The organism is Neiella litorisoli (assembly GCF_014773395.1).
GTDB classification, from domain to species: Bacteria; Pseudomonadota; Gammaproteobacteria; order Enterobacterales; family Neiellaceae; genus Neiella; species Neiella litorisoli.
Map to the genome: position 1 here is coordinate 58,100 of NZ_JACXAF010000001.1, position 25,953 is coordinate 84,052.

Sequence of the window (25,953 nt, forward strand, 5' to 3'; positions counted from 1 at the left end):
TCATTTAGTTCTTACCTGCTTTCTTAACAGCTTTCTTAGTCGCGTCTTCCACCCTGCGGGCCCCGACAACACCTATGACAACAGCAGCAGCGCCACCCGCTCTTGCCGAGTTACCGAAATCAAATTGCTCTTTGCTGATCTCGGCAACATCGGCAAGTTGCAAGGTCAACTCATCACTGGAAATGGTAGTGTCATCAATAGCTGTCACTATAAAGCTATGTTGCGTGCCATCAAGCATGGACACATACACTTGCTCGCCCAGCTCAATCTGTTCGGCATACGTGGTGTAAACCTCCCCATGGCGGCTGTTGTTATATTTCAATCGCACCGGCTGAACAGAAGAGCAAGCAATAAGGTGAAGGGCAATGGTGATCAACATGATCAAACGTTTAAGTGGCGACATTTGCTGTCCTTAGCACTGAGTCTTACAAGTATGACGTAAACGTTAGCACAGAATTTCACCAGCTGGATTTGATCGGAACTGATTTCTGCACTTGCGGCGAAGCGTGTTATAACAGCCCTTACAACTTGATTGATCAATTCGCCTCTCGGCAACGTTGTATATGACGAATAGAACCAACACGCAGCCCAGCAATGACGAAGTTCGAGTGGTGCTCACTACCTGCGCGTCCACCGAGCAGGGCGAGCAACTGGCGCAAGATTTGTTGTCGGCAGATTTGGTCGCATGCGTGAATATGTTGCCTCCGATGCAAAGTTTTTACCGCTGGCAAGGTCAACTTTGCAATGAAATGGAAGTACAACTGGTCATCAAAACCAGAGCCGAACATGTTGAGGCAATCAAAAGCTGGCTGGCTCAACACCACCCTTACGACACACCAGAAGTGCTGGTGTTGTCCGTTGCCGACGCCAGCCTTGCCTATCACCAATGGATAAAAGAAGTATGTTGACCCAAGCGAGCCGAATTCCTGCTTTGTTGCGCGATCAAATGCAGACATTGTGTTTGACATTAATGACAGCATTGATGCTGCTCATCAGTGCCAGCAGCGTTGCTAACCCGCTATCGTTTTTAAATGACACGCCGGAATTTTTGCCAGAGCACGAGGCATTCGAGTTCTCTGCAGACGTCATTGAACCGGGCAAAGTCGAGGTATTTTGGCAAATCGCTGACGGTTATTACCTGTACCGAGACAAGCTCAAGTTTGAACTGAATGGCGAGCTGATCACGCCCGAGCAGTTACCACCAGCAGAACCCCATGAAGATGAATTTTTCGGCTTAACTCAGGTCTACTACTTTAATTTGGTGGTGCCATTGAGTTACCAGAGTGACACCGATACCAATATCACCGTCACCTATATGGGCTGCGCTGAAGCTGGATTGTGCTACCCGCCAACCAAACAGAAAATATCAGTCCCGTCGACTGCCAACCAAACCACGTCTGCAACCAGCCCCAAAACACAGGCAGATTTAGCCAACTCGTTGGCATCAGATAGTAAATCAACCACCCTCGCCTTGTTCTTTTTACTCGGCCTCGGGCTGGCATTTACTCCGTGCGTATTTCCGATGTACCCGATTTTATCGAGCGTCATTGCTGGCAACCGCAATGCCTCGAAAGGCCGCGCATTCGCCCTCAGTTTTACATACGTACAGGGCATGGCGTTGACCTACACCTTACTTGGCTTATTGGTGGCCTCTTTTGGAATGCAGCTACAAGCCGCATTCCAGCATCCTGTCGTTCTAATCAGCCTGAGTGTGTTATTTGCCGGTTTAGCGTTATCTATGTTCGGCGTCTTCAACCTGCAATTGCCGGCCAGCCTGCGCGACCGGCTGCAGCAAACTAGCCAGAACATGGAAGGCGGCCGTTATGGTTCGGTATTTGGTTTAGGCATTATTGCCGGTTTGGTCGCCTCACCTTGCACCACCGCGCCACTATCAGCAGCGTTACTTTATGTCGGTCAAAGTGGCGATTTAGTATTTGGCGGCAGCGCCTTGTATTTGCTGTCACTGGGGATGGGCTTGCCATTGCTCATTGTAGGAACGCTTGGCGCCAAGCTGCTGCCGCAAAGCGGGCCGTGGATGAATACGGTCAAACACTTGCTCGGTTTCATGACTCTTGCGGTACCAGTATTTTTGCTCGAACGCATCGTTCCAGCGACAATCAGCTCAGCATTGTGGGCGCTACTACTGCTGCTAACGGCCAGTTATTTGCTGTTCGCGCTGCGCCAAGTCAGCAAACCCATCGTTGGCACTTTGGGTTATGCGCTAGCGGTGATTATGCTTGCTGGCGCCGGTTATTTTGGCTTGCAACTAGCCCCCGCAACGGTTGCCACAACAGCGCCAAGCCAGCAGTTATCAAAAGATGAACTCGGCTTTATCACCGTCACCAATCAGCAAGAGCTGCAACAGCAACTGGCCGATGCCGCCGCCCAAGGGCAACCCGCCTTGGTCGATTTCTACGCCGACTGGTGTGTCGCGTGTAAAGAGTTCGACAAATATACTTTTCCCGATCCGGCGGTGCGCCAAGCGCTAACTGGCTGGCGCCTGATCCGCATTGATGTCACCGCCTCAACATTACAAGACATTGAACTGCTCGAAGCCTATAACATTCTCGGGCTGCCGAGTTTGCTGTTGTTTTCGCCGCAAGGGCAAGAGTTGGCTCAATATCGCATCGCTGGCTTTTTAAAACCACAACCCTTCATCGGCCACATCCAAGCGGCAACCGCATCACAGCGCTAACCTGCCGCCGTGATGACTTGCTACTAAAATTACCGATTTGGCCTACACTAGAGGGTCAAATCGGGCTGTTTACTCAATCCATGCAGATAGTCGTGCGACGAAGCACGCCGTTAAAGCCGCTATTTTTGGTAAGGCAATCACATATTTTCGGAGATTAGACCAGAAAAAAGCTGCGAACAGACACGATTTTCCATTATCATCGCAAAAAACAACAAATACTCGTTTTTTCGGGAACTTTTCGAACAATAAATACTCTAACGAAAAGTTAACAACAAATAACAACATTTTTGCCGAGGATCCCTACAGAATGCCCAAAAAATATCGCATCTTGGTACTCAATGGCCCAAACCTAAATTTGTTAGGAACGCGTGAACCCGATAAGTACGGTCACCAAACCTTGTCCTCCATTATTGACCAGCTGCGCGACTTGGCATCCAAATATGATGTTGATATCGACCACCTGCAAAGCAACTCAGAAGCCGAATTGATTGACACCATTCATCAGGCGCACAACAAGGTCGATTTTATTCTGATTAATCCGGCGGCATTCACCCACACCAGCGTTGCCCTGCGCGATGCCTTGCTGGCCGTGGCGATCCCGTTTATTGAAATTCATTTGTCGAACGTTCACGCCCGTGAGCCGTTCCGGCAACACTCCTATTTATCAGATGTGGCACAAGGCGTGATTTGCGGTCTTGGCCCCATCGGTTATGAACTTGCCATGCTGGCTGCGTTTCAACAGCTGTCATCGGCCAACCCAACAAACTAATTCGAATAAGAGATCCCTACATTATGGATATTCGCAAAGTAAAAAAACTGATTGAGCTGGTTGAAGAATCTGGTATTTCCGAACTAGAGATCACCGAAGGTGAAGAATCTGTTCGCATCAGCCGTGGCGGTACGGTTGTAGCTGCAGCTCCCGTTGCTGCAGCACCTGTTGCAGCGGCACCAGTCGCAGCGCCAGTGGCCGCTCCTGCGCCAGCTGCAGAGTCTGCTGCTGAAGTTGCTGGCCATGCGCTGAAATCACCTATGGTGGGTTCTTTCTATCGTTCTCCTGCGCCAGGCGCTGCGGCATTTGTTGAAGTCGGCACTCAGGTCAACGTTGGCGATACGGTGTGCATCATCGAAGCAATGAAAATGATGAACCAAATCGAAGCAGACAAAGCTGGCGTTGTGAAAGCAATCCTAGTGGAAGATGGTCAAGCAGTTGAATTCGACGAACCACTCATCATCATCGAATAAGCGAGTCCGTCATGCTAGATAAAGTAGTGATTGCAAACCGAGGCGAAATTGCTCTGCGCGTATTGCGTGCTTGCAAAGAACTCGGCATCAAGACGGTTGCAGTGCATTCGACTGCCGATCGCGATTTAAAACATGTATTGCTGGCTGATGAATCAGTTTGCATTGGCCAACCGCCAGCGACTGCCAGCTATCTCAACATCCCGCGCATTATTGCCGCCGCTGAGGTGACTGGCGCGGTGGCAATTCACCCAGGTTACGGTTTCTTATCGGAAAATGCTGACTTTGCTGAGCAAGTGGAGCAAAGCGGCTTCATCTTCATCGGCCCGAAAGCCGACACCATTCGCGTGATGGGTGACAAGGTTGAAGCCATTAAAGCGATGAAAAAAGCCGGCGTTCCTTGTGTGCCGGGCTCCGATGGCCCATTGGGTGACGACGAAGCGAAAAACATCGCCATTGCCAAGCGCATTGGCTACCCAGTGATCATTAAGGCATCTGGTGGTGGTGGTGGTCGCGGCATGCGGGTGGTGCGCGCAGAAGAAGATCTGCTGCAATCCATTCAAATGACCCGAGCTGAAGCCGGCGCAGCCTTTAACAACGATCAGGTGTACATGGAGAAGTATCTTGAAAACCCTCGCCACATTGAGGTTCAAGTACTTGCCGATGGTCAGGGCGGTGCGATTCACTTAGGCGAGCGCGACTGTTCAATGCAGCGCCGCCACCAAAAAGTGATTGAAGAAGCGCCGGCACCGGGGATCACTGAAGAAATGCGCAAATTCATCGGTGAACGTTGCTGCCGCGCTTGTTTAGAAATTGAATATCGCGGTGCCGGTACCTTCGAATTCTTGTATGAAAACGGCGAGTTCTACTTTATTGAGATGAACACCCGTATTCAGGTTGAGCACCCAGTTACTGAAATGGTCACTGGCGTTGACTTGATTAAAGAACAGCTGAGAATTGCCGCTGGTCAACCATTGTCATTCAGCCAAGACGACATCAAGCTCCGTGGCCATGCCATGGAATGTCGGATTAATGCCGAAGATCCAGACAGCTTTATCCCGTCGCCGGGCACCATTGAGCGCTTCCACCCGCCGGGTGGTTTGGGCATTCGTTGGGACTCTCATATTTACTCAGGTTACAAGGTGCCGCCAAATTACGATTCGATGATCGGTAAATTGATTACCTACGGCGAGAATCGCGATGTGGCCATTGCTCGTATGCGCAATGCCTTGGGCGAACTAGTGGTTGATGGCATTAAGACCAACCCGCCGTTACACCTAAAAATCCTCGCTGATGAGAATTTCCAGCACGGTGGTACCAACATCCACTATCTGGAGAAAAAGCTGGGGATGCAGTAACCCACAGCAAGTAAAAACAGCAAACGCAGCCACATTGGCTGCGTTTTTTGTTTAGCGGCTAAGCGACTGTTCTCTTCGGCCTAGCGATCGCAGACCAGCGGTCGACGATGCACAACTGCTCTGACCTTAAATTATTTCTTGTATAAAATTAAATTATGATAAGCCAATCACAAAGTGAGCGTGGAACCGGTCCCACAGATAATGTATTCTTCATTTCACGGTTATAGCTCCAATTGCCCGCAGTTGAGGATTGCCATAACGCATGTTTCGGGTCCTAGCCTACCTAAACAGCAGCGCCAATAGTCAACCTGCGATTAGCCGCAATGGTGAGCCATACCGCCTTCTTATAAGTGTGTTGCGCGCACGTTCTAGCCTTTCGTCGCTCGCATCAGCTTCCATGCTGGCACTACTTATCAGATGTTACCTAGCCTTTTTTGTTACCCAGACCCATGGTCTGGGTTTTTTTTGCTCAATTGGTCACAAAACTCTATTTGCAGTGAACCTCTATTCAAGTTACAACAAAGTTAGGACTGCAAAATAATACTCAAAATAAATACACGGCAGATATTCAGCGCGAGATAATTGCTTTGCACAACATAAAAATACTCAGCGTTGACCAAGCAGCAGTCTGCTCCAAACACGACTTTAGGCCATTACAAGAACTACCATGAAAAAAATCACAGATACCGAACAAATCCGAGCGTCCAATCGCAAGCAAATCGTTGCTGCATTGCGTGCTCATGGACCATTGGCACGGGTAGAACTTTGTGAGATCACAAGCTTGAGCCCCGCCACCGTCACGGCAATCACATCTGATCTATTTAGTATTGGTTTTCTCAAAGAAAGCAGTACTACTCCCGAAGGACATCAGGGTCGAGGTCGCCCCAAGGTCAATATTGACCTCAACTCAGAAGCAGCTTTTGTCATCGGTATTCTGCCCTCGGTCAACCAGCTTGAATTTGTCCTTGGTGACTTAAAAGGCAACCTGCGTGAAACGCACAAGGTGGCCATTCAGCTCGATCGCCTCGATGAAGAGCAATTCATTACCTTGGTGATTGACGGCATCAATGACTTTCTGGCCTTTACCGGCATCGATCGCAATCGCCTCAGCGCCATCGGCATTGCGATGCAAGGCCCCGTAGACAGCGACGCGGGCGTGATCACCTGGAGTCCTGCGCTATCGATTACCAACGTCCAGATCTGCCAGCCGCTCGAAGAACGGTTTAACGTGCCGGTTGGCATTGCCAATGACTCAGATATCGTGGCATTGGCCTTGCGCCATTTAAATAACTACTCCCATGACATCAACCTGCTGAGCATTGTGCTCGGCCAAGGTGTGGGTATGGGTGCTTTAATCAATGGCCAACTTTACTCTGGCTCTCGCGGCGCCGCCGGCGAGTTTGGTCATGTCAAGTTCAACCTCGAAGGGCCGCAGTGCCGCTGTGGTGCGCGCGGCTGTATTGAAGCCTATTGCAGCGACTACGCACTATATCGCGACGCTGCCACCATCATGCATTTGCCGAGCTCAGATAACCATCGGCCAACCGCCGCTCAAATGCAGGCGATCCTTGATGAACTCGACAATGGCAACGAGGCGCTGCAGCGCATTTTTGATCAAGCCGGACGAGTGTTAGGACTCGGCATTGCCAACTTAGTCACTGTGCTTGATCCTGAGCGCGTCATTATTACCGGCGCCGGTGTTCATGGCTTCCCTTATATGGAACAAAGTTTGAAGCGAGCAATGAGCGAGTCGCTCCTGCCAAACCATTCAACCGACATTGTTGAGAGTTACAGCTGGCAAGAAGACTTAAAAGCAACTGGGGTGATTCAGCTGAGTCTAGAGCGAGGCGATTAATTCACTGTCCAGTTTTGTTGCCACTGTGGTGTGAATAAAAAACAAACAGAAAAAGTGTGATCTAAATCACCTTTCTACTATAATCAGCCCGAGCAATCCGCTCGAACTGATTTTAAGAGGAGAGAAAGGTGAACAGTCGACTCAAGAAGACCCTTGAGGACACCCCGTACAGCTTGTGGCTAACGCCGCAGCGGTACATACCAGAAGCGCGGGGTTAATCATGACAGTCGAAAATTGACAAGGCCAGCGATTCAACCAGCTGGCCTTTTTCTTGGCTAAATTTGAATTGATAGCCATCCACCTTGAAGCGTCATGAAAGCGCATCGGTTTTCGCGGCCATGACAAAATCGTTTTTGTGTAACCCTTTGATTTTATGAGTCCACCAAGTCACCGTCACCTTGCCCCACTCGGTTAAAATGGCCGGATGATGACCATGCTGTTCAGCCAACTCCCCAACTTGGTTGGAAAATGCTAACGCCTCGACAAAGTTAGTGAAACGAAACTGCCGCACTAACTTCAATATGCCCAGATCATCAAAGACCTGCCATTGGGGTACTTCTGCAGCTAGCGCCGGCATTTGTTCATCGGTTACCCGAGGCGCATCAGCACGGCACGCATCGCAAGTTTGTTGGGCCAGCTCTGTCATGGTTATGTCCTTTAATCGTCGTTTTAGGTGTCACTGTTTAACGTCTCACTAAGACTAGTCGATCAGGCAAACAAAAAGGGCTACCCGAAGGCAGCCCTTTAACATAGTTGGGTTTGGCTTACAGGCTGTTGGCTGCTTCAACAACTGCCTCAGCAGTAATGTTGAAGTGCTTGAACAAATCGCCGGCAGGCGCTGACTCACCATAAGTGGTCATGCCAATAACTTTGCCGCCTAAACCAACATACTTCCACCAGAAGTCAACATGCAGCGCTTCAACTGCGACGCGCTTAGTAACCGCTGCTGGCAACACAGATTCTTTGTACGCGGCGTCTTGCGCATCAAATACCGTGGTACATGGCATCGAAACCACACGAACCGCTTTGCCTTGTTCGGTCAAGGTTGCTGCTGCGCTAACCGCGAGTTCAACTTCAGAGCCGGTGGCAATCAGAATGATTTCTGGGGTCGCGTCAGAGTCAACCAACACATAACCACCTTTGGCAACGTCTGCTTGTTGCTCGGCCGAGCGAGCCATCGGCGCCAAGCCTTGACGAGATAGAACCAGAGCAGTCGGGCCGTCAGTTTTCTCAACACCTGACTTCCAAGCAACACCTGTTTCAAACTCATCACATGGCCGCCACGTGTCCAAGTTAGGCGTGTTACGCATGTTCGCCACTTGCTCAACTGGCTGGTGCGTTGGACCGTCTTCACCCAGGCCGATTGAGTCGTGGGTATAAACGTGTACCAAACGCTTCTTCATCAACGCCGCCATCCGCAATGCGTTACGGGCGTATTCCATGAACACCAAGAAAGTTGCGCCGTAAGGGATGAAACCACCATGCAACGCCAAGCCATTCATGATGGCACTCATACCAAATTCACGAACACCATAGTGCAGGTAGTTACCTTCAGCATCGTCGCCAGTGATCGACTTCGACGATTTATGGAAGGTCAGGTTTGATGGAGCCAAATCAGCCGAGCCACCGAGTAATTCAGGCAGTTCTGCACCGATCACATCCAATACGTTTTGTGACGCTTTACGCGATGCAACTTTGTTTGGCTCTGCGGCAAACTTAGCCAGCATCTCAGTGGACACTTGCTCCCAGTTTGCAGGCAGCTCGCCCGTTGCCCGACGCTTCAGCTCTGCAGCTTCTGCTGGGTATTCTGCCGCGTAGGCTTCGAATAGTGCATTCCACGCAGTTTCTTTTTCAGCACCGGCATCAAGCGCATTCCAGCCTGAGTATATGTCGGCAGGCACTTCAAAATCACCGTATTGCCAACCCAAGGCTTCTTTCGATGCTTTGATTTCGTCGGCACCGAGTGGCGCACCGTGACAGTCGTGGCTGCCGGCTTTGTTTGGTGAGCCAAAACCAATCACGGTTTTGCAGCAAATCAGCGTTGGTTTTTCACTGTCGCCTTGTGCCAGCTTAATTGCCGCAGCAACAGCTTCAGGATCGTGACCATCAACATTTTCGATCACTTGCCAGCCATAAGCGCGAAAGCGAGCTGGGGTGTCATCGGTAAACCAGCCTTCTACTTCGCCGTCAATGGAGATGCCATTGTCGTCATAGAACGCCACCAGTTTGCCCAGTTTCAAGGTGCCGGCCAGCGAACATACTTCGTGAGAAATACCTTCCATCATGCAGCCATCGCCCAAGAAGCAATAGGTGTAGTGGTCAACAACATCAAAGTTTGGTTTGTTGAAGTTTGCCGCCAGAATTTTTTCTGCTGCAGCAAAACCTACGGCATTGGCAATACCTTGGCCAAGCGGGCCAGTGGTGGTCTCAATGCCCGGCGCATAGCCGTATTCAGGGTGACCGGCAGTGCGAGAATGCAACTGACGGAATTGCTTGAGATCGTCGAGGCTCAAGTCGTAGCCGCTCAAGTGCAGCAAGCTATAAATCAGCATGGAGCCGTGGCCGTTGGACAGGACAAAACGGTCGCGGTTGAACCAGTCTGGATTGCTTGGGTTGTGGTTAAGAAAATCATTCCACAACACTTCAGCAATATCAGCCATACCCATAGGCGCACCTGGGTGACCAGAGTTGGCTTTTTGTACCCCATCCATACTCAGGGCGCGGATGGCGTTCGCTAAATCTTTACGGGATTGCATGAGAACCTCTTATCTGACTGCTTGAATACCGGCCAGCAGTTTGTCTTCCATTATGCCTTGATCCACTGTGAAGCCGCGGATGCCTTCAGCCAACTTTTCAGTTGCCATGGCATCTTCGTTGTGGCCCCAGCGGAACTCAGCTTCTGTCATTAATGCAGGCTTCTCTTGACTGGCCGCAACCGGTTTGAGCGCAGTTTCGAGCGTGCCTTCCATGCCTTCCAGCTCTTCCAACAGCGCAGGGCTGATGGTTAAGCGGTCACAGCCAGCCAACGCAATGATTTCGCCAGAATTACGGAAGCTGGCGCCCATCACAATGGTGTCGTAACCATGTTCTTTATAATATTGGTAAATCTTCGAAACACCGATCACGCCAGGCTCTTCAGCCGCGGCATACTCCGTGCCCGGATTTGCTTTTTTGTACCAGTCTAAGATTCGGCCAACAAATGGCGAAATCAGGTACGCGCCAGCTTCGGCACAGGCGCGCGCCTGAGCAAAGCTGAATAACAGCGTCAGGTTACACTTGATGCCTTCTTTTTCAAGTTGTTCTGCCGCGCGGATGCCTTCCCACGTTGAAGCCAGCTTAATCAGTACTCGCTCTCGGCTCGTACCGGCTTCTTCATACATGGCAATTAGCTTACGAGCTTTGGCAACGCTCGCTTCGGTGTCGAATGATAACCGCGCATCGACTTCAGTGGAAACCTTGCCGGGCACTTGTTTGAGGATTTCTTGTCCCATGGCAACAATTAGCTTGTCTGCAGCCAGTGCAACCGCTTGTTGATCGTCCTCAGTTTGCTCAGCGGCCCACTTGAGAATGTCATTCAATAGCGGCTGATAGGTATCCAAAGCCATTGCTTTGAGGATCAAAGACGGGTTAGTCGTCGCATCTTCCGGTTTAAAGCGAGCAATTGCATCAACATCGCCGGTATCTGCAACCACAGTCGTCACCTGCTTAAGTTGCTCAAGGATATTTGCCATGTGGTCGTCCTACTAATGTATTTACTGTTTCTTTTATGAGAGTTTTTGCGCAGTGACAACACTGCTCCAGCGACCCTCGCCAATGTGAGAAATGGGTAGTCCAAGCTAGTGACTACCAGAGTGCTCACTCGATATTGAGAGCAACCGAGTCACACCAAATTCATTCATCGTTGAACGAGAGTATGAGGATGTCGGCGACTTGCGACATCAAAAGGCGCCTGATCCAACCAGTAAAGCGGATCGAAACGGACGCTCATTGTACAGCCTTGATGCCGGATTTCGACTATTTATGCGAATAATTGCAATAATTATTTAGCCAAAGAGTCCCAGAACTCGTTCATGGCTAAGGTATGAGATTGGACTAAGGAATTGAATTACTAATTTTGGTTTTGTAATAACCAATTTCGGCGTTTGCCAGTGACGCTCACAACAACGGCTTACTACGGTGAATTTGCCAAGTTGCCGCATGATAATGCGGCGTATTGGGCATTATTCGAAATCAACTTCAGTGACGATTTCGGCCGAAGAGAGCGGCAGCACTCGGTCGCCAATGCGATTCAGTAAGTGACACTCGCCGGCTAATACGGCAATGATTTGCTTACCTTCTTTGTATTCCAGCGGAATAATGGCACGACCACCATCACCCACCTGCAACTCGAGGATCTCATCCCGAAGACGGAGATCTGATTCGCTGAAAAACAATACTGTTACTTTTAGGTTCATGATGCGTCCCACCTGCTTCACGGTCAAATCGACTGACCCAACCTACTACTGACAAAATATTTCCAATTGGGTCGGCTTTAGACTATCGCGCTTTTCAACCCGAAAGGCAATTATCGACACCACATTCACAACACTCAGCATGACTGCCAAGTTAGCAAAAAGCCGGGCGAACCCGGCTTTTCATGACGTTGCTGATTACAGATCGTAACCACGCTCGTCGTGGAGCACTAAGTCGAGGCCCTGTGTTTCTTCATCTGCAGTCACTCGCAGATCAACAAACACGCTGACCAGCTTCAACAGAATCCAGGTGACCACTGCGGTATAGACAAATGTTGCCACCACACCGGTTGCCTGAACGACAAACTGAGAGCCAATGGTCATGCCATCGGCCAGCCCCTGACCGCTGAAGATACCCAGTTCAGCAGAAGCAAATACCGCTGCCAACAAGGTACCTAGAATGCCGCCAACACCGTGGACTGGGAAAACATCCAATGAGTCGTCGATTTTTAATTTACGTTTAATTAGCTGAGTGGCGTAATAACACACCACACCGGCACTCAGACCAATCACTAAGGCGCCCATTGGGCCAACAAAACCCGAAGCTGGGGTAATGGTACCCAAACCAGCAACCATACCGGTGACGATACCCAGCACCGACGGTTTACCGTATTTGATCCATTCCATCGCCATCCAAGCCAAGGAACCGGCTGCCGCAGAAATATGAGTCACGGTCATTGCCATGGCCGCATCACCATTAGCCGCTAACGCCGAACCACCATTAAAGCCAAACCAGCCCACCCACAGCATACCGGCACCACAGACGGTCATGGTCAGGTTATGCGGCGGCATTGGTTGGGTTGGGAAACCTTTACGTGGTCCCAACACCAGCGCAGCAACCAGCGCAGCAACACCAGCAGTGATATGCACCACGGTACCACCGGCGAAGTCCAGCAAGCCCATTTCACCGAGCCAGCCGCCACCCCAAACCCAGTGAGTGACCGGCGCATAAACGGCCAGCAACCACAGCGCAGAGAAAATCACAACGGCCGAAAAACGCATCCGCTCAGCAAAACCACCGATGATCAGTGCTGGTGTAATGATGGCAAAGGTCATCTGGAATAAAGCAAACAAAGAGGCTGGAATATCGCCATTGAGCGCTTGCTCGGTTAAACCGGCAAAGAATATATGGTCGAACGAGCCAACCAAACCATTGCTGGCTTCACCAAAGGCCATGGTGTACCCCACCAGCAGCCAGAGCACCGAAGCGATACAGGCAATGGCAAAACACTGCATCAGTACCGACAGAATATTCTTCGCTCGGACCAAGCCGCCGTAAAACAGCGCCAAGCCTGGCAGCGTCATGAACAGCACGAGCGCTGTTGAAGTTAAAATCCAAGCCGTGTTGCCGCCGTTGAGCGCCTCTTCTGCGCGGGCAACACCAGAGATACTCATGAGCGCGCAGGCCCATAAAGCAAATTTAAACATGATTAGGTTCCTATTTATTATTCGATGCGCTGTTATAAAGCGTCGTGATCGGTTTCGCCGGTGCGGATCCGCACGACATGCTCAATTGGAGTCACGAAAATTTTGCCGTCTCCAATATTGTGGGTGTTTGCCGCGCCGGTAATCGCTTCAACAACCTGGTCAACACGATCCGAAGCGACAGCCACTTCGAGGCGCAATTTAGGAACAAAATCGACTTGATATTCGGCACCACGATACAGCTCGTTATGACCTTTTTGGCGACCGAAACCTTTGACTTGCGTGACAGTCAGGCCAAGCACGCCAACGCTGGCCAGCGCGTCGCGCACGTCATCCAGCTTAAATGGCTTGATAATGGCGGTAATCAGCTTCATCTGATTGCTTTCCTTTTAAAAATTGCATAAATGCAGCAATGCTGCGCTTAACCGCAGGTTGGTTCCCCTGCAAAGTTGCACTCAAGTAATGCTGCGCCGTCACCATTCAACTCGGTTGAATGCGATGTCGGGCAAATTGTTGTAGTTATCCAACGCGATTCGCGTCCGATCACTTGAGCCAAGCGCGATAAGCTAATTTGTTAGCAAAATTTATTCTTTAATCTAAGTCACATCGCGACTTAACAAATTACTAACAGGGCAAATAATTCGATCCGATACGGTGGTGCAAGACCCGATCCTCTTCTACGCTTGATCAGTTGAGCAACTTTTTACTTGGCGCAAACGAGCAACGGAGCCATTGCTTCAAGGTCTGTAAAAATGTCGATAAGGTACAAACCACCCTTTGTGAGTTTGCGTTGGCAGGTCGCCATCGTGCTCATTGCATCTAGCGCGATTGCCGTGCTGGCCTTAATGCTGTGGGCGGCTTCCGAAAGTAAACAAGAACTCAATCGACGGATTCTACTCGAACAACAACACCTGATCGCAGAGCTTCGCAACACCTCCAAGCAAGGCTTTCATATTCTGCAAGAGCGGGCCCAGCAGCTCGAAGCCGTGCTGCCACTGATCACTGACGAGCAATCCCTGCAGCGCTTAGCAAGCAGTTTCGACGCCACTATTATTGATGGCTCCGGCAAGTTGCTCGCGGGCAATAACCCGCCAACCGATGCCAAAGCACAACAATGGCAACAAGCGTTGTTGGCAAACGGCGGCGAATATCGGCGCTGGCATTGCCATCAACGATGCGAATTACAGTATTTTTCGGTGCATGATTCAGAAGCCGCCAAACTCACCATTCAGCGTATTGTCATTGATGATTTGATGGAAAAGCTGGACATCGCCCACTCGGCAAATTTGTGGCTCGTGGCACCGGCAGCCGACTCGCTCACCCTGTTTTATCAAACCGCCCCACTGCCAACACCATTCTCTAGTAGTGCCACCAGCCCGCCGCTTCCGCCTGATTTTGTCTTGATTGGTAATCATCGGCCCCAAGCAATGTGGCGCTGGCCGTTACAAAATGATGGCATCGCCGCTGAATTATGGGTGGCAATGCCAACTCAGCAATCCATTGCCGCAGTCGAGCAGGTCTGGCTCAAGACCACCACCTATATCGTGGTAACACTTACCATTTGCTGTGCCATGGCCATTGGCTTGATTTGGCGGCCACTACTGCGTTTGAGTCGTCAAGCTCGCCAGTTGCCGCTGCTCGCCACATCCAACCAATCGATCCGCACGCCTCAGCATCGATTAGTGCGCGATGAATCGCACTTATTTGCTGCTGCCAGCCAGGAGCTGGCTGATAAATTAAAAGCTCAGCGCCACCGACTGCTACAACAAACCCACGAATTAAAGCGCTTGGTACAACATGATCAACTGACCGGCCTCAACAACCGCTCGATGTTCGAGCAATCGCTGCAACAAACGCTCGGCCAGCTCGGTCGGCACCTGCAATCACTCGCCCTGATGTTTATGGATTTGAACAAATTCAAAGAGATCAACGACACCATGGGGCATGATCAGGGTGATCAGTTATTGCAGCAGGTCGCCATGCGGTTAGCCGCAACCATCCGTAAAAGTGATGTGCTGGCCCGATTTGGTGGCGATGAATTTGTCATCCTACTGCCAGAGCCCGGCGGCCAACATCAATTACAGCTCCTTGCCGATAAATTGATTGATAGCGTGATTGAGCCGATCCAACTTAGCAACACCACAGTACAAGTCGGCTTATCAATCGGGATTACCACCTGCAACGATCCCCAGTGCAGCATCAGTCAGCTGCTGCGCGAGGCCGATACCGCCATGTATGCCGCTAAACATTCCGGCTCGAGTTGCGCTCGTTTTTATCATTCGTCGCTCGGCAAAGAAGACCGGCAAGCACAAGCACTCGATAGCGCCTTGGCCGAGGCCTTGAATAACAACCAACTGCAGCTGCAGTATCAGCCGATGGTCAATCTGAGCAATGACGACATCGAGCATTATCAAGCGCTGATCACTTGGCCTGCGGCACCAGAAGCAATACGCCAGGGCGCCGAAGTCATTCAGCAACTGAGCAACCCGAAACTGCAACAGCAAACGTCGGAGTGGTTGTTAAGGCAAGTGCTCGACACCTTAGATCGGGTCACCGTCAATCAAATGCCTTGCCGCCTTTATATTCGTGCGGCCGACTGCCATCCTGAGTTGCTCCGTCAATTGGTGCTGTGTTGCCGCCGCGACAACACCGCCGCGCGCCGGCTCGGTTTGCTCATTGATGAACAAGACTACCTTGATCAGTTTGCTCAAATCCAAATGGAGCTGAATCTGCTGTATCAGGCCGGAGTTGCAATTGCCCTTGATGGTTTCGGCAACAGTCTTGGCGCCCTCAATCAACTATCACAAATGCCACCGGCGATGGTGCGCCTCGATGCTAAATTCTGCAGTGGCGTATCGCTACAAAATGGCTTTACCCAATCGCTGATCTTAATGCTCCACAAACTTAATATTAAAGTCGTCGCATCCGGTGTCAGTGATGCCGATGATCGCCGTAAATTACAGCAACTAAACTGCGACTTGGCGCAAGGGCCCTTGGTTGCTGCGGTGCTGTCAGAACACAAACTGATCAGCCAGTACACCGCCAGCTCGCACCTTTGAATTTGCTTTACGGCCGAGCGCCGTTAAAATGCCGACCGCGACTCCTTCCACATCTAACAGAGGCAATTCATGGCCTGGCTTCAACTTCGAGTAAATGCAACAGCAGCTTCAGCCGAATCCATTGGCGATGCAATGAGTGAATGTGGCGCCCTATCGGTGACATTCCTCGACTCCAAAGACACGCCTATTTTTGAGCCACTGCCGGGTGAAACCCGATTGTGGGGCGAAACCGACGTCATGGGTTTGTGGCAGGCCAACGCCGATATGGACGTAGCGCTGCATCTGTTGCAACAACAATTTGGCGAATTGACCTACAAAATGGAAGCGCTGGAAGATAAGGACTGGGAGCGCGCTTGGATGGATAATTTCAAGCCCATGCAGTTCGGTAACCGCTTGTGGGTTTGTCCGAGCTGGTGCGATGTACCACAGCCAGAGGCAGTGAACGTCATGCTTGACCCAGGATTGGCATTTGGCACCGGCACCCACCCAACAACGGCACTGTGCCTCGCTTGGCTCGATGGTCTCGATCTGCAAGGCAAAACCGTCATCGATTATGGCTGCGGCTCGGGCATTCTTGCCGTTGCTGCGCTGAAACTTGGCGCCGCCCGAGTGATCGGCATTGATATTGATCCACAAGCGATTCAGGCTTCACAAGCCAATGCTGAGCGTAATCAGGTGGCCGACAAGCTAGAGTTGCACCTTGCCGGAGAAGTCGAGTTACCGGCCGCCGATGTGTTAGTTGCCAACATTCTTGCTGGGCCATTGCAGCAATTGGCGCCAACCATCGCTGAACTTGTCAAACCCGACGGTGTTTTAGCCTTGTCAGGGTTATTGGTTGAGCAAGAAGAAAGTGTAAAGCAAGCTTACCAAGATCAGTTCAATTCGCTGCAAGTTGTCGAACAAGAGCAGTGGATGCGCATTAGCGGCATCAAGAAAAAAAGCTAGAACGGCTATTTTAGCGACAAGTTCACCTCAATTTGCGTCAGCGCAAAGCACATTCTTTGAACTAGCAATTGGTACACTATTTAACCTTTTCAGCTGCACAAAAAGGGCGTAATATAGCCGCCCCTTGGCAGTGATTGGTGATTTTTCGTGCAGATCGGTGATTTCAAATTAGAGCATCCTGTGATCTGCGCGCCCATGGCTGGCGTCACCGACCGCCCCTTTCGGCAAATGGCAAGAAAGTGGGGAGCGAGCTTAGCCGTCTCTGAAATGCTCTCTGCTAACCCCAGAGTTTGGGACACCGATAAATCGCAGCAGCGCATGGACCACAGTGGTGAGAGTGGCATTCGTGCCGTTCAAATCGCCGGTTCAGAGCCGGAGTTGATGGCCAGCGCCGCGCGCCATAACGTCGCTAACGGCGCACAATTGGTCGACATCAACCTCGGTTGCCCTGCGAAAAAGGTCAACAAAAAACTGGCTGGCTCGGCGTTAATGAAAGAGCCCGAGCTGGTCGAACAAATCGCCGCAGCGGTTGTTGCTGCTGTCGATGTACCGGTCACGCTGAAAATGCGAACCGGTTGGGATCAAGACAACAAAAACGCGGTCGACATTGCCAAACGTGTCGCTCGTGTCGGCATCCAAGCCTTGACGGTTCATGGTCGCACTCGCGCCTGTGGCTATCGAGGTGAGGCCGAGTACGACACGATTCGCGCGGTAAAACAAGCCGTCGATATTCCGGTGATTGCCAACGGCGACATCGACTCACCGCAAAAAGCCAAGCAGGTGATGGCTTACACCGCAGCCGACGGTGTAATGATTGGCAGAGGTGCTCAAGGGCGCCCCTGGTTGTTTCAACAGGTCGCTCATTATCTAGCGACCGGTGAAGAGCTTGCAGCCCCTCCGCTGATGGAGCAACTGCAAGTGTTACAAAGCCACGTGCATGCACTGCATGAATTTTACGGCCCTGTTAAGGGTATGCGAATTGCGCGAAAGCACGTGGGTTGGTTCGTTGAACCGTATGATCAGCAACGACAGTTCCGTGCCGCCTTCAATCAGGTCGAAGGTGAAGCAGAACAATTGGATATGCTGGTTAAATTTTATCACTCGATTAATCAATAAAGCCGCTGTAACAAAGAGCTTAAAACTTATGTTCGAAAACAACTTTAAAACTGAGACAGTCTCTACTGAAACTCCTTCTACACAAGTATCTCAACCAACTCTGCGCGAGTCGGTTAAGCAATCGGTCAGCAACTACCTTGCAACCCTCAACGGTCAGGATATCAACGACTTGTATGAGTTAGTTTTGTCAGAAGTAGAAGCCCCTTTGCTTGAAGAGATCATGACTCACACTCGTGGTAACCAAACTCGTGCGTCCATCATGTTGGGCCTGAACCGCGGCACCTTGCGCAAAAAATTGAAAAAATATGGCATGAACTAATTATTGCCTCAGGCAATAATTGTCATGACTTTTGGCTGGCTCCCGAGCCAGCCTCCTTCCCGCTAAACTAGCATTCAAGTTCACAGTAGATAGGTACAACTCATGGAAGCTCCACGACCGGTTAGGCGTGCTCTGCTCAGTGTTTCTGACAAAACTGGTATTGTTGAATTTGCCCGGGCACTTGCTGCTCGCGGTGTCGAATTACTCTCAACCGGCGGCACTGCGCGCCTGTTGGCTGATGAAGGTCTGACCGTCACTGAAGTGTCCGATTACACCGGGCATCCAGAAATTATGGACGGCCGAGTCAAAACCCTTCATCCAAAAGTTCACGGTGGCATTCTTGGCCGTCGCGGTACTGACGAAAACGTCATGACCGAAAACAATATCCAGCCTATTGATATGGTCGTGGTCAATCTGTACCCATTTGCACAAACCGTGGCAAAACCAGATTGTTCGCTGGAAGATGCGGTGGAAAACATCGACATCGGTGGCCCAACCATGGTTCGCGCTGCCGCTAAGAACCACAAAGATGTGGCTATCGTGGTTAACGCCAGCGACTATGACCGGGTCATTGCAGAGTTGGATGCCAACGACGGTTCGTTAGTTCACGCCACACGCTTTGATCTGGCCATTGCCGCCTTTGAACATACCGCCGCTTACGACGGGATGATCGCCAACTATTTCGGTACCATGGTGCCAAGCCATGCCGCCAACAAAGAAGGCGACGACGAATCTAAATTCCCGCGCACCTTCAATAGCCAGTTCATCAAAAAGCAAGACATGCGCTACGGCGAAAACAGCCACCAAGCGGCTGCTTTCTATGTCGAAGCCGAGATTGATGAAGCTTCTGTTGCCACCGCCACTCAGCTGCAAGGTAAAGCGTTGTCGTACAACAACATCGCTGATACCGATGCGGCCCTTGAGTGCGTTAAAGAATTCAAACAGCCAGCTTGTGTCATCGTTAAGCACGCCAATCCATGTGGTGTTGCAACTGACGACAACATCCTAGCGGCGTACGACAGCGCTTTTAAAACAGACCCAACCTCAGCATTTGGTGGCATTATCGCGTTTAACCGCGAGCTGGATGCCGAAACCGCCGAAGCAATCGTTTCTCGTCAGTTTGTTGAAGTGATCATTGCGCCTGTGGTTAGTGAAGCAGCTGCCCAAATCGTCGCAGCAAAACCAAATGTCCGCTTGCTCGAGTGTGGTCAATGGCAGAGCCAAACCAAAGGTTACGATCTGAAGCGCGTCAATGGCGGTTTACTGGTCCAAGATCGCGACCAAGGTATGGTAAGCCAAGAGCAGCTGACTGTTGTTAGTAAGCGCCAACCTACAGAGCAAGAAATGAAAGACCTGATGTTCTGCTGGAAGGTTGCCAAGTTCGTCAAATCCAACGCCATCGTTTACGCCAAAAACGAAACCACTATTGGCGTCGGTGCTGGCCAGATGAGCCGCGTCTACAGTGCCAAAATTGCTGGTATTAAAGCCGCCGATGAAAGCCTAGAAGTAGCAGGCTCGGTGATGGCATCGGATGCCTTCTTCCCGTTCCGTGATGGCATTGATGCAGCCGCTGCTGCAGGGATTACCGCGGTGATTCAGCCAGGTGGTTCGATTCGTGATGACGAAGTCATTGCTGCGGCCGACGAAGCCGGCATGGCGATGGTCTTCACCGGCATGCGCCACTTCCGTCACTAAGTACCCTCAAGGGCAGCCAATGGCTGCCCTTGCTCGATCAGAGCAACCCAATTGAACACTCTGCTTAGCAAAATGCTGAGCAAACACAACAGCAAAAAAGGATTCAAACATGAATGTTTTGGTAATTGGCGGCGGTGGCCGCGAACATGCCCTGGCTTGGAAAGCGGCGCAATCTCCGCAAGTCGATACCGTTTATGTTGCTCCCGGAAATGCCGGCACCGAGCTGGAAGCCAAATTAGAAAATGTCGCCATTGATGGCTGCGATATCCCAGCCTTGGTTGCGTTCGCCAAAACGAACAATGTTGGTTTGACCATTGTTGGCCCGGAAGCCCCGCTTGTGATCGGCGTGGTTGATGCATTTCAGGCCGAAGGCTTGGCCATCTTTGGTCCCACTGAAGCCGCTGCGCAATTGGAAGGTTCGAAAGCCTTCACCAAAGATTTTCTCGCTCGCCACCAAATTCCAACGGCCGATTACGGCAACTTTACCGACACCGATGAAGCTCTGGCTTATGTCCGTAAAGTGGGCGCACCAATTGTCATTAAAGCCGATGGCCTAGCTGCCGGTAAAGGTGTGATTGTTGCCATGGACTTGGCAACCGCCGAAGAAGCCATTAAAGACATGTTATCGGGCAACGCCTTTGGTGAAGCCGGTAGCCGCGTGGTGATCGAAGAGTTCCTCGACGGTGAAGAAGCCTCTTTTATTGTCATGGTTGACGGTAAAAATGTGCTGCCAATGGCGACCTCTCAGGATCACAAGCGTGCTGGCGATGGCGACACCGGTTTGAACACTGGCGGCATGGGCGCTTACTCGCCGGCTCCGGTTGTCACTCAGGACATTCATGATCGGATCATGGCTGAAGTCATTATGCCAACGGTTGAAGGCATGGCTGCAGAAGGTCACCCATACACTGGTTTCCTCTACGCCGGCCTAATGATCATGGCTGACGGTACGCCAAAAGTGATCGAGTACAACTGCCGCTTCGGCGATCCTGAAACTCAGCCAATCATGATGCGGATGCAATCCGATTTGGTTGAGCTTTGCTTGGCCGCCATTGACGGTAAACTTGATAGCAAAACGGCCGAGTACGATCCTCGTGCAGCTGTCGGCTTGGTATTGGCTGCCGACGGTTATCCGGGCAGCTATCCCAAAGGTGATGTGATCGCCGCGTTGCCAGAGCCAGCGCAAGACGATGCCAAAGTCTTCCACGCTGGCACCGCCATGAAAGACGGCCAAGTGGTTACCTCGGGTGGTCGCGTGCTATGTGCCACAGCTCTCGGTACCAACGTGACTGAAGCACAAGCGAAAGCTTACCAGTTGCTGCACCAAGTGAAATGGCCGACCGCCTATTTCCGTAACGACATCGGTTATCGTGCTATTGCCCGCGAACAAGCCGACAAGTAACGCGAAAACTGGTCAAAATGAGAGCCTGTCCTAGCAGACGGGCTTTTTTGTGATATGTTGAAAACACGCAGGGTAAATTTTAGTTCTCATTGATACCAACTCGACTAGGGAATGGTTGCGCGTGATCCCACTCAACAAGCTGATTACCGGGCATTTTAGAAAGCTGTTTCTGATTCCAGTACTGACTCTGGAGTTAGCACTACTGGCGATGTATTTTCTCGTCAACCAGCTGATCACCGATGAATCGCGACAAGACTTGCTGTTTGAGCGCTCGCAAAATGTCTACGAGCATCTCGCCATGCGAGCGCAGGATCTCAACCACCGCTTTTACGAAGTTCGGCGGATGCTGGAGTTAATTCAAGATCAACAGCAGCGCAGTTTTGCCAACCCCAGCAGTCAACAATACTTGCCCCATGGCCCTGCCGAATTTGCTTTAGCCGACAATGGCGTATGGCGCAAAAGCGTCGATAACGGCGGCGCCAGCGTGTTCGTCTCTCGCCAGTTTGCCAGTAACCCAGAAACCCAGCAAAAAGCCAAAGCGACCGAAAATTTCGATCCGCTGTTTATTGCCGCAGTTGAACAAATTGAACTGGTGGACGCGGCTTATTTTAATAGCTTCGACAATATCAATCGTTACTACCCATTTATTGAGGATGTTCATCTTCAGTTTCCCGCTGATATGCACATTCCCAATTACAATTTTTATTATCTAGCCGACTATCAGCATAACCCCGAGCGCCAAATGGTCTGGACGCCCGCCTATCTTGACCCTGCCGGACAGGGCTGGATGGTATCGGCCATTGCCCCAATCTATCATCAAGACCGACTCGAAGGTGTCAGCGGCCTAGATATCACCTTGGATTCGATGATCAGCGAAATTGAGCAGTTGGTTCTGCCATTTGCTGGCGAATCATTTTTAGTTGATGAAGGCGGTCGCATTATCGCCATGTCATCCGGCATTCAGCAGCTGTTAAATCTACGCGAGCTGACCCACCACGACTATGCCAATGTGGTCACTCAAACCCACGAAAAACCCGACGAATATCTAATTGAGCAGCTGCCCTACTCAGCATTTCGGCAAAGCATTAGTGGCATGTTTAAGCACAATGAACACACCCGCTACGTTGAACACAATGAAGAAATATTTCTAATCGCCAGCCAGCAAATCGCCGAGACCAGCTGGCGCTTATACAGCATCACCAATGCCGACCAAGTGGTATTGCGAATTAATGAGCTGGATCAGCTAGCCATTGAGTTAGGGATTGTTGCGATTGCCCTAATGATCTTGTTTTACGTGCTGTTTTATATCTTAGTGAAACACCAATCGGGCAAACTGTCGCAGCGCATCTCAGCCCCCATCAAAGAACTTCAGCAAAGCAGCCGCCAAGCCAGCAAGGGCAATCCGTTTATTGCTCCTAATGAATCGGGCATTGATGAGTTGGATGAATTGGGCGATAGCATTGGCTCGATGGTCAACATTCTGAACGAACAGGCTCGTAATCTGATCCGCGGACAACAGAAGCTATCATCGGAGCAAAGTCACCGCGCCCGCTTGGAACAACAGGTCAGCACCGATGAGTTAACCCACTTGCTCAACCGGCGTGGCCTACTGAGTCAAGGCGAGAAAGCGCTGCAATACGCCAAAGAACAGCAACAACCATTATCGGTGATCCAATTTGAAATCGGCCAATACCCGCAGCTAATCGAGCGCCATGGCATTCAAAAAGCCGAGCAATTAATTCTGCAATGTGCCAACTGCTGCCAGGCCTTGATGCCCGATAACGCAGTACTGTCTTACCCGGCAACCGCTCAGTTTATTTTATTGATGCCCAATGCCGATATTGAACACGCCATTAATCACGCCCGCCGGCTGCGCAGCGAGCTGTATTTGAGTATTGAGATTGATGGCAGCAGCGCCTCGGTGCTGACTCACTTTGCGGTGACGGCTGCCAGTCTGGAAAGTCACGAAAGTCTGCTGTCGATATTAACCAAAGCCCAGCAGTTGCTGGAGCAAAGCCGCCATCGACCGCAAACCTCCATTCATACCGAGCGACCTTAATCGTCGCTTGGCGGCTGCTCTGCCGGATCGTCGTCCCACTGCAAGACATTTCGCCAAATCGACCAGCGAGGCGTGTCAGGCTCAGCGCCTTCGCCGAGGATCCAGAAGCGGTATTGCTGATCAAAGTAACCGTTCACTTTTTGAATTTGCACCCAACTCGTTAAGTACTGGTGTAAATCTTCGTTTTGCCGAGCAACGGCAAAGCCCACTGGATACTGGCGCGGCGTCGTTTTCGAGACCACCACATTGTAGCTAGGGAAAAACAAGGTCCAGGCGTACCCTTCTTCGGCACTGATCACCAGTCCATCGGCATCAATCTTACCGGTGAAAAAATCACGCTCATGCTCAATTTCGATGAAATTGACATGGGGAAACTCATCGCGCAGCAGCCTGACCAATCGCTTATGCTGAGCAATCGCCAAGGTGACTTGTCTGACTCGGGCCTCTTTTGCCAACCTATCGTAAGCATGGCGATCATGATCTTTCACCACCAAGCCTAAATTGAGCGTCAGAATCGGCGGGCTAAAGCGCATTTGCTCAATGGTCTCGGCATCCATTTCAATGCCCGATACGGCAATATCGAAATAGCCCTGGGCGAGCGGCACTTTCAAGCTATCGCCATGATAGGGAATAAATTCCACTTCAACCCCCAGATCGTAAGCAAGCTGGCTGGCAATATTGATATCAATGCCAACCAATTCGCCACTGCGGTTGAAGTAGGAAAACGGCACTTTACCAGGTAGATAACCGATACGAAGTACGCCACGGCGCTTGATTTGTTCGACATTGGTCAGCGAGTACTGACCACCGTCGTACGTTTTTGGCAGGTCGGCATAGACTTGCTCGGGCACGCGGCCCACCCGCTTCATTTCAATCAGGGGGTTGGTGACCTGATCAACATTCAACAGCCAAGTCGACAATCCTCGCATCGATAAGATAAACGCCGCCGCACCGAGCACAAAAATAATCGCAAAGCGCAACGCGCCGCCGCCAACCGGCTTCCATTGGCGTTGGATCAAGCACAGCGATAGCAACACAAACGCCACCAAATGGACCACCGCCACAATCGACATCATGCGCGATGTCACCACGGTACCAACCAAGAATAATTGATACATGTCGGCCGGTAAGCGCATTAAGTCGAGCAAAAACGGCACTGCGACATTGACCGCGCCAAACAGGCTGAGTAGACCAGTCACGCCGAGTTGCGGCATGTCCAGCGCATCGATGGGGGAGCCAACAAACCAACCTGAAAACACCACGAACAGAATCACCATTAACTTGCCTGCGTTCGGGAAGCTAAAGGCAATCGGGATCAGTACATCAACCATCTGATCGGTCTGCTGATTTTCCAATTGGTGTTTGCGGTAAAGATCTTTACAGCCTTGTTCAATCACCGGCAGTACAATCAACACGTTGGCGGTAACAAATGCCGTGACCAGCGCATCGCGGCTCACTTGCTCCACTTCACGCCAGGTAAACGGCGTAAAGCAGGCGATCAATGCCGGTAAGATGATGTACGCCAGCAGCAGGCCGACCGCGATAAAGCTCAGTAAGAACACCTGCAAATTATTCAGCTCTGCCACCGTCATGGTGCCAGCAGCAGAAGCGGTAATAGCAAAAATGCCCACCGGCATGGTTTTTAAGGCATAGCTGGTGACGATGTTGAGCCCCTTGCCGGTGACCTTACACAGGTTCAATACGTCGGTTTTATCTTCGGTGCGAATAAATGCCACGCCAAGGGCAATGGCAAATACCACCACAGCCGGAATAGAGCCATCGGCTAATGACTTGAACGGGTTGGCGGGAATATAAATATTGAGCAGATCAGGTGGCGGCGATGAGGTGATCACCGAGGTCGAGAAAAATGACGCTTTGGCGATTGCCGGAAATGCCATCGACATGGCAAAAATAGTCAGCAGCGCGGTGCCCCATAGCAACAACAGCACCATGCCGGCTTTGTTGGCGAGGAGCTTTGCGTGCTCTTTAGTCAGCGAGCCAAAGCCACCGATGAGTGACACCAGAATGTAGGGAATAATGGTCATCTGCATTAGCATAATGACCGCTTCACCCACCACGTTCATCCAGCCGACTTTCTCACCAAAAAATAAACCGACACCAAGCCCAGCGATCAGGCCGATAAGAATCCACTGAGACGACGACAAATGAAAGATTCGAGAACGCATGCCAAACTAAACAATTAATACAAACTGGCGTTAATAATACAGCAATCACGCGCGCTATTTCTGTTGTTCACTGCTTTATTCACGGGATC

21 protein-coding genes are annotated in these 25,953 nt (G+C 51.0%); 13 read left to right on the top strand and 8 right to left on the bottom strand.

The window, feature by feature from the left end:
* Nucleotides 1-4: 4 nt before the first annotated feature.
* Entirely contained in the window at nucleotides 5-403 is a 399-nt protein-coding gene (locus IC617_RS00270; protein ID WP_191142986.1) for a hypothetical protein, read from the bottom strand.
* Between the two features lie 160 nt (nucleotides 404-563).
* Here IC617_RS00270 and cutA point away from each other — a divergent pair, with 160 nt between their 5' ends.
* From cutA to IC617_RS00300, 6 genes are all read left to right on the top strand, one after another.
* Nucleotides 564-908 (top strand): divalent-cation tolerance protein CutA, encoded by a 345-nt coding sequence (gene cutA, locus IC617_RS00275; RefSeq protein ID WP_191142987.1) that lies wholly within the window; start codon nucleotides 564-566, stop codon nucleotides 906-908.
* Nucleotides 902-2,695: a protein-disulfide reductase DsbD gene (locus tag IC617_RS00280; protein WP_224745692.1), complete on the top strand. Its 1,794-nt coding sequence runs from the start codon at nucleotides 902-904 to the stop codon at nucleotides 2,693-2,695. The genes cutA and IC617_RS00280 overlap by 7 nt, the downstream gene beginning before the upstream one ends.
* 307 nt (nucleotides 2,696-3,002) lie before the next feature.
* Nucleotides 3,003-3,464 carry a type II 3-dehydroquinate dehydratase gene (aroQ, locus tag IC617_RS00285; protein ID WP_191142988.1) on the top strand — a complete coding sequence of 154 codons (462 nt, stop codon included), beginning with the start codon at nucleotides 3,003-3,005 and terminating at the stop codon, nucleotides 3,462-3,464.
* A 23-nt stretch (nucleotides 3,465-3,487) separates the two neighbouring features.
* Nucleotides 3,488-3,937: an acetyl-CoA carboxylase biotin carboxyl carrier protein gene (gene accB, locus IC617_RS00290; RefSeq protein WP_191142989.1), complete on the top strand. Its 450-nt coding sequence runs from the start codon at nucleotides 3,488-3,490 to the stop codon at nucleotides 3,935-3,937.
* Nucleotides 3,938-3,948: 11 nt separating this feature from the next.
* Nucleotides 3,949-5,292 (top strand): acetyl-CoA carboxylase biotin carboxylase subunit, encoded by a 1,344-nt coding sequence (gene accC / locus IC617_RS00295; RefSeq protein ID WP_191142990.1) that lies wholly within the window; start codon nucleotides 3,949-3,951, stop codon nucleotides 5,290-5,292.
* 667 nt (nucleotides 5,293-5,959) lie between these two features.
* Nucleotides 5,960-7,147 carry an ROK family protein gene (locus tag IC617_RS00300; RefSeq protein WP_191142991.1) on the top strand — a complete coding sequence of 396 codons (1,188 nt, stop codon included), beginning with the start codon at nucleotides 5,960-5,962 and terminating at the stop codon, nucleotides 7,145-7,147.
* Between the two features lie 310 nt (nucleotides 7,148-7,457).
* Here the strand turns inward: IC617_RS00300 and IC617_RS00305 are convergent, their stop codons facing one another.
* From IC617_RS00305 to IC617_RS00330, 6 genes are all read right to left on the bottom strand, one after another.
* Nucleotides 7,458-7,793 (bottom strand): 4a-hydroxytetrahydrobiopterin dehydratase, encoded by a 336-nt coding sequence (locus tag IC617_RS00305; protein WP_191142992.1) that lies wholly within the window; start codon nucleotides 7,791-7,793, stop codon nucleotides 7,458-7,460.
* Nucleotides 7,794-7,911: 118 nt separating this feature from the next.
* Entirely contained in the window at nucleotides 7,912-9,903 is a 1,992-nt protein-coding gene (gene tkt / locus IC617_RS00310; protein WP_191142993.1) for a transketolase, read from the bottom strand.
* A 9-nt stretch (nucleotides 9,904-9,912) separates the two neighbouring features.
* Entirely contained in the window at nucleotides 9,913-10,878 is a 966-nt protein-coding gene (tal, locus tag IC617_RS00315) for a transaldolase (RefSeq protein WP_191142994.1), read from the bottom strand.
* 489 nt (nucleotides 10,879-11,367) lie between these two features.
* The gene (locus tag IC617_RS00320; RefSeq protein ID WP_191142995.1) at nucleotides 11,368-11,601 is read right to left on the bottom strand and encodes a DUF2375 family protein; all 234 of its coding nucleotides are present in this window, start codon (nucleotides 11,599-11,601) and stop codon (nucleotides 11,368-11,370) included.
* Nucleotides 11,602-11,796: 195 nt separating this feature from the next.
* On the bottom strand, nucleotides 11,797-13,086 hold the full coding sequence (locus IC617_RS00325; protein ID WP_191142996.1) for an ammonium transporter: 1,290 nt from the start codon (nucleotides 13,084-13,086) through the stop codon (nucleotides 11,797-11,799).
* 32 nt (nucleotides 13,087-13,118) lie between these two features.
* Nucleotides 13,119-13,457: a P-II family nitrogen regulator gene (locus IC617_RS00330; protein WP_191142997.1), complete on the bottom strand. Its 339-nt coding sequence runs from the start codon at nucleotides 13,455-13,457 to the stop codon at nucleotides 13,119-13,121.
* Between the two features lie 432 nt (nucleotides 13,458-13,889).
* Between IC617_RS00330 and IC617_RS00335 the strand changes: the two genes are divergently transcribed.
* The 7 genes from IC617_RS00335 to IC617_RS19015 all read left to right on the top strand — a co-directional run bounded on the left by IC617_RS00335 (nucleotide 13,890) and on the right by IC617_RS19015 (nucleotide 23,678).
* Entirely contained in the window at nucleotides 13,890-16,142 is a 2,253-nt protein-coding gene (locus IC617_RS00335) for a diguanylate cyclase domain-containing protein (RefSeq protein ID WP_191142998.1), read from the top strand.
* Between the two features lie 69 nt (nucleotides 16,143-16,211).
* Nucleotides 16,212-17,087 (top strand): 50S ribosomal protein L11 methyltransferase, encoded by an 876-nt coding sequence (gene prmA, locus IC617_RS00340; protein WP_191142999.1) that lies wholly within the window; start codon nucleotides 16,212-16,214, stop codon nucleotides 17,085-17,087.
* A 147-nt stretch (nucleotides 17,088-17,234) separates the two neighbouring features.
* Complete coding sequence (gene dusB, locus IC617_RS00345) at nucleotides 17,235-18,203, top strand: tRNA dihydrouridine synthase DusB (protein ID WP_191143000.1); 969 nt, start codon at nucleotides 17,235-17,237, stop codon at nucleotides 18,201-18,203.
* A gap of 28 nt (nucleotides 18,204-18,231) precedes the next feature.
* Nucleotides 18,232-18,522, top strand: coding sequence for a DNA-binding transcriptional regulator Fis (gene fis, locus IC617_RS00350; RefSeq protein ID WP_191143001.1), 291 nt, complete (start codon nucleotides 18,232-18,234; stop codon nucleotides 18,520-18,522).
* A gap of 102 nt (nucleotides 18,523-18,624) precedes the next feature.
* Nucleotides 18,625-20,217: a bifunctional phosphoribosylaminoimidazolecarboxamide formyltransferase/IMP cyclohydrolase gene (gene purH / locus IC617_RS00355; protein WP_191143002.1), complete on the top strand. Its 1,593-nt coding sequence runs from the start codon at nucleotides 18,625-18,627 to the stop codon at nucleotides 20,215-20,217.
* A 109-nt stretch (nucleotides 20,218-20,326) separates the two neighbouring features.
* Nucleotides 20,327-21,619 carry a phosphoribosylamine--glycine ligase gene (gene purD / locus IC617_RS00360; RefSeq protein ID WP_191143003.1) on the top strand — a complete coding sequence of 431 codons (1,293 nt, stop codon included), beginning with the start codon at nucleotides 20,327-20,329 and terminating at the stop codon, nucleotides 21,617-21,619.
* A 121-nt stretch (nucleotides 21,620-21,740) separates the two neighbouring features.
* Nucleotides 21,741-23,678, top strand: coding sequence for a diguanylate cyclase domain-containing protein (locus IC617_RS19015; protein ID WP_191143004.1), 1,938 nt, complete (start codon nucleotides 21,741-21,743; stop codon nucleotides 23,676-23,678).
* Here IC617_RS19015 and IC617_RS00370 read toward each other — a convergent pair.
* Complete coding sequence (locus IC617_RS00370; RefSeq protein ID WP_191143005.1) at nucleotides 23,675-25,864, bottom strand: cation:dicarboxylate symporter family transporter; 2,190 nt, start codon at nucleotides 25,862-25,864, stop codon at nucleotides 23,675-23,677. The two genes, IC617_RS19015 and IC617_RS00370, sit on opposite strands and share 4 nt — an antisense overlap.
* Nucleotides 25,865-25,953: the final 89 nt, after the last annotated feature.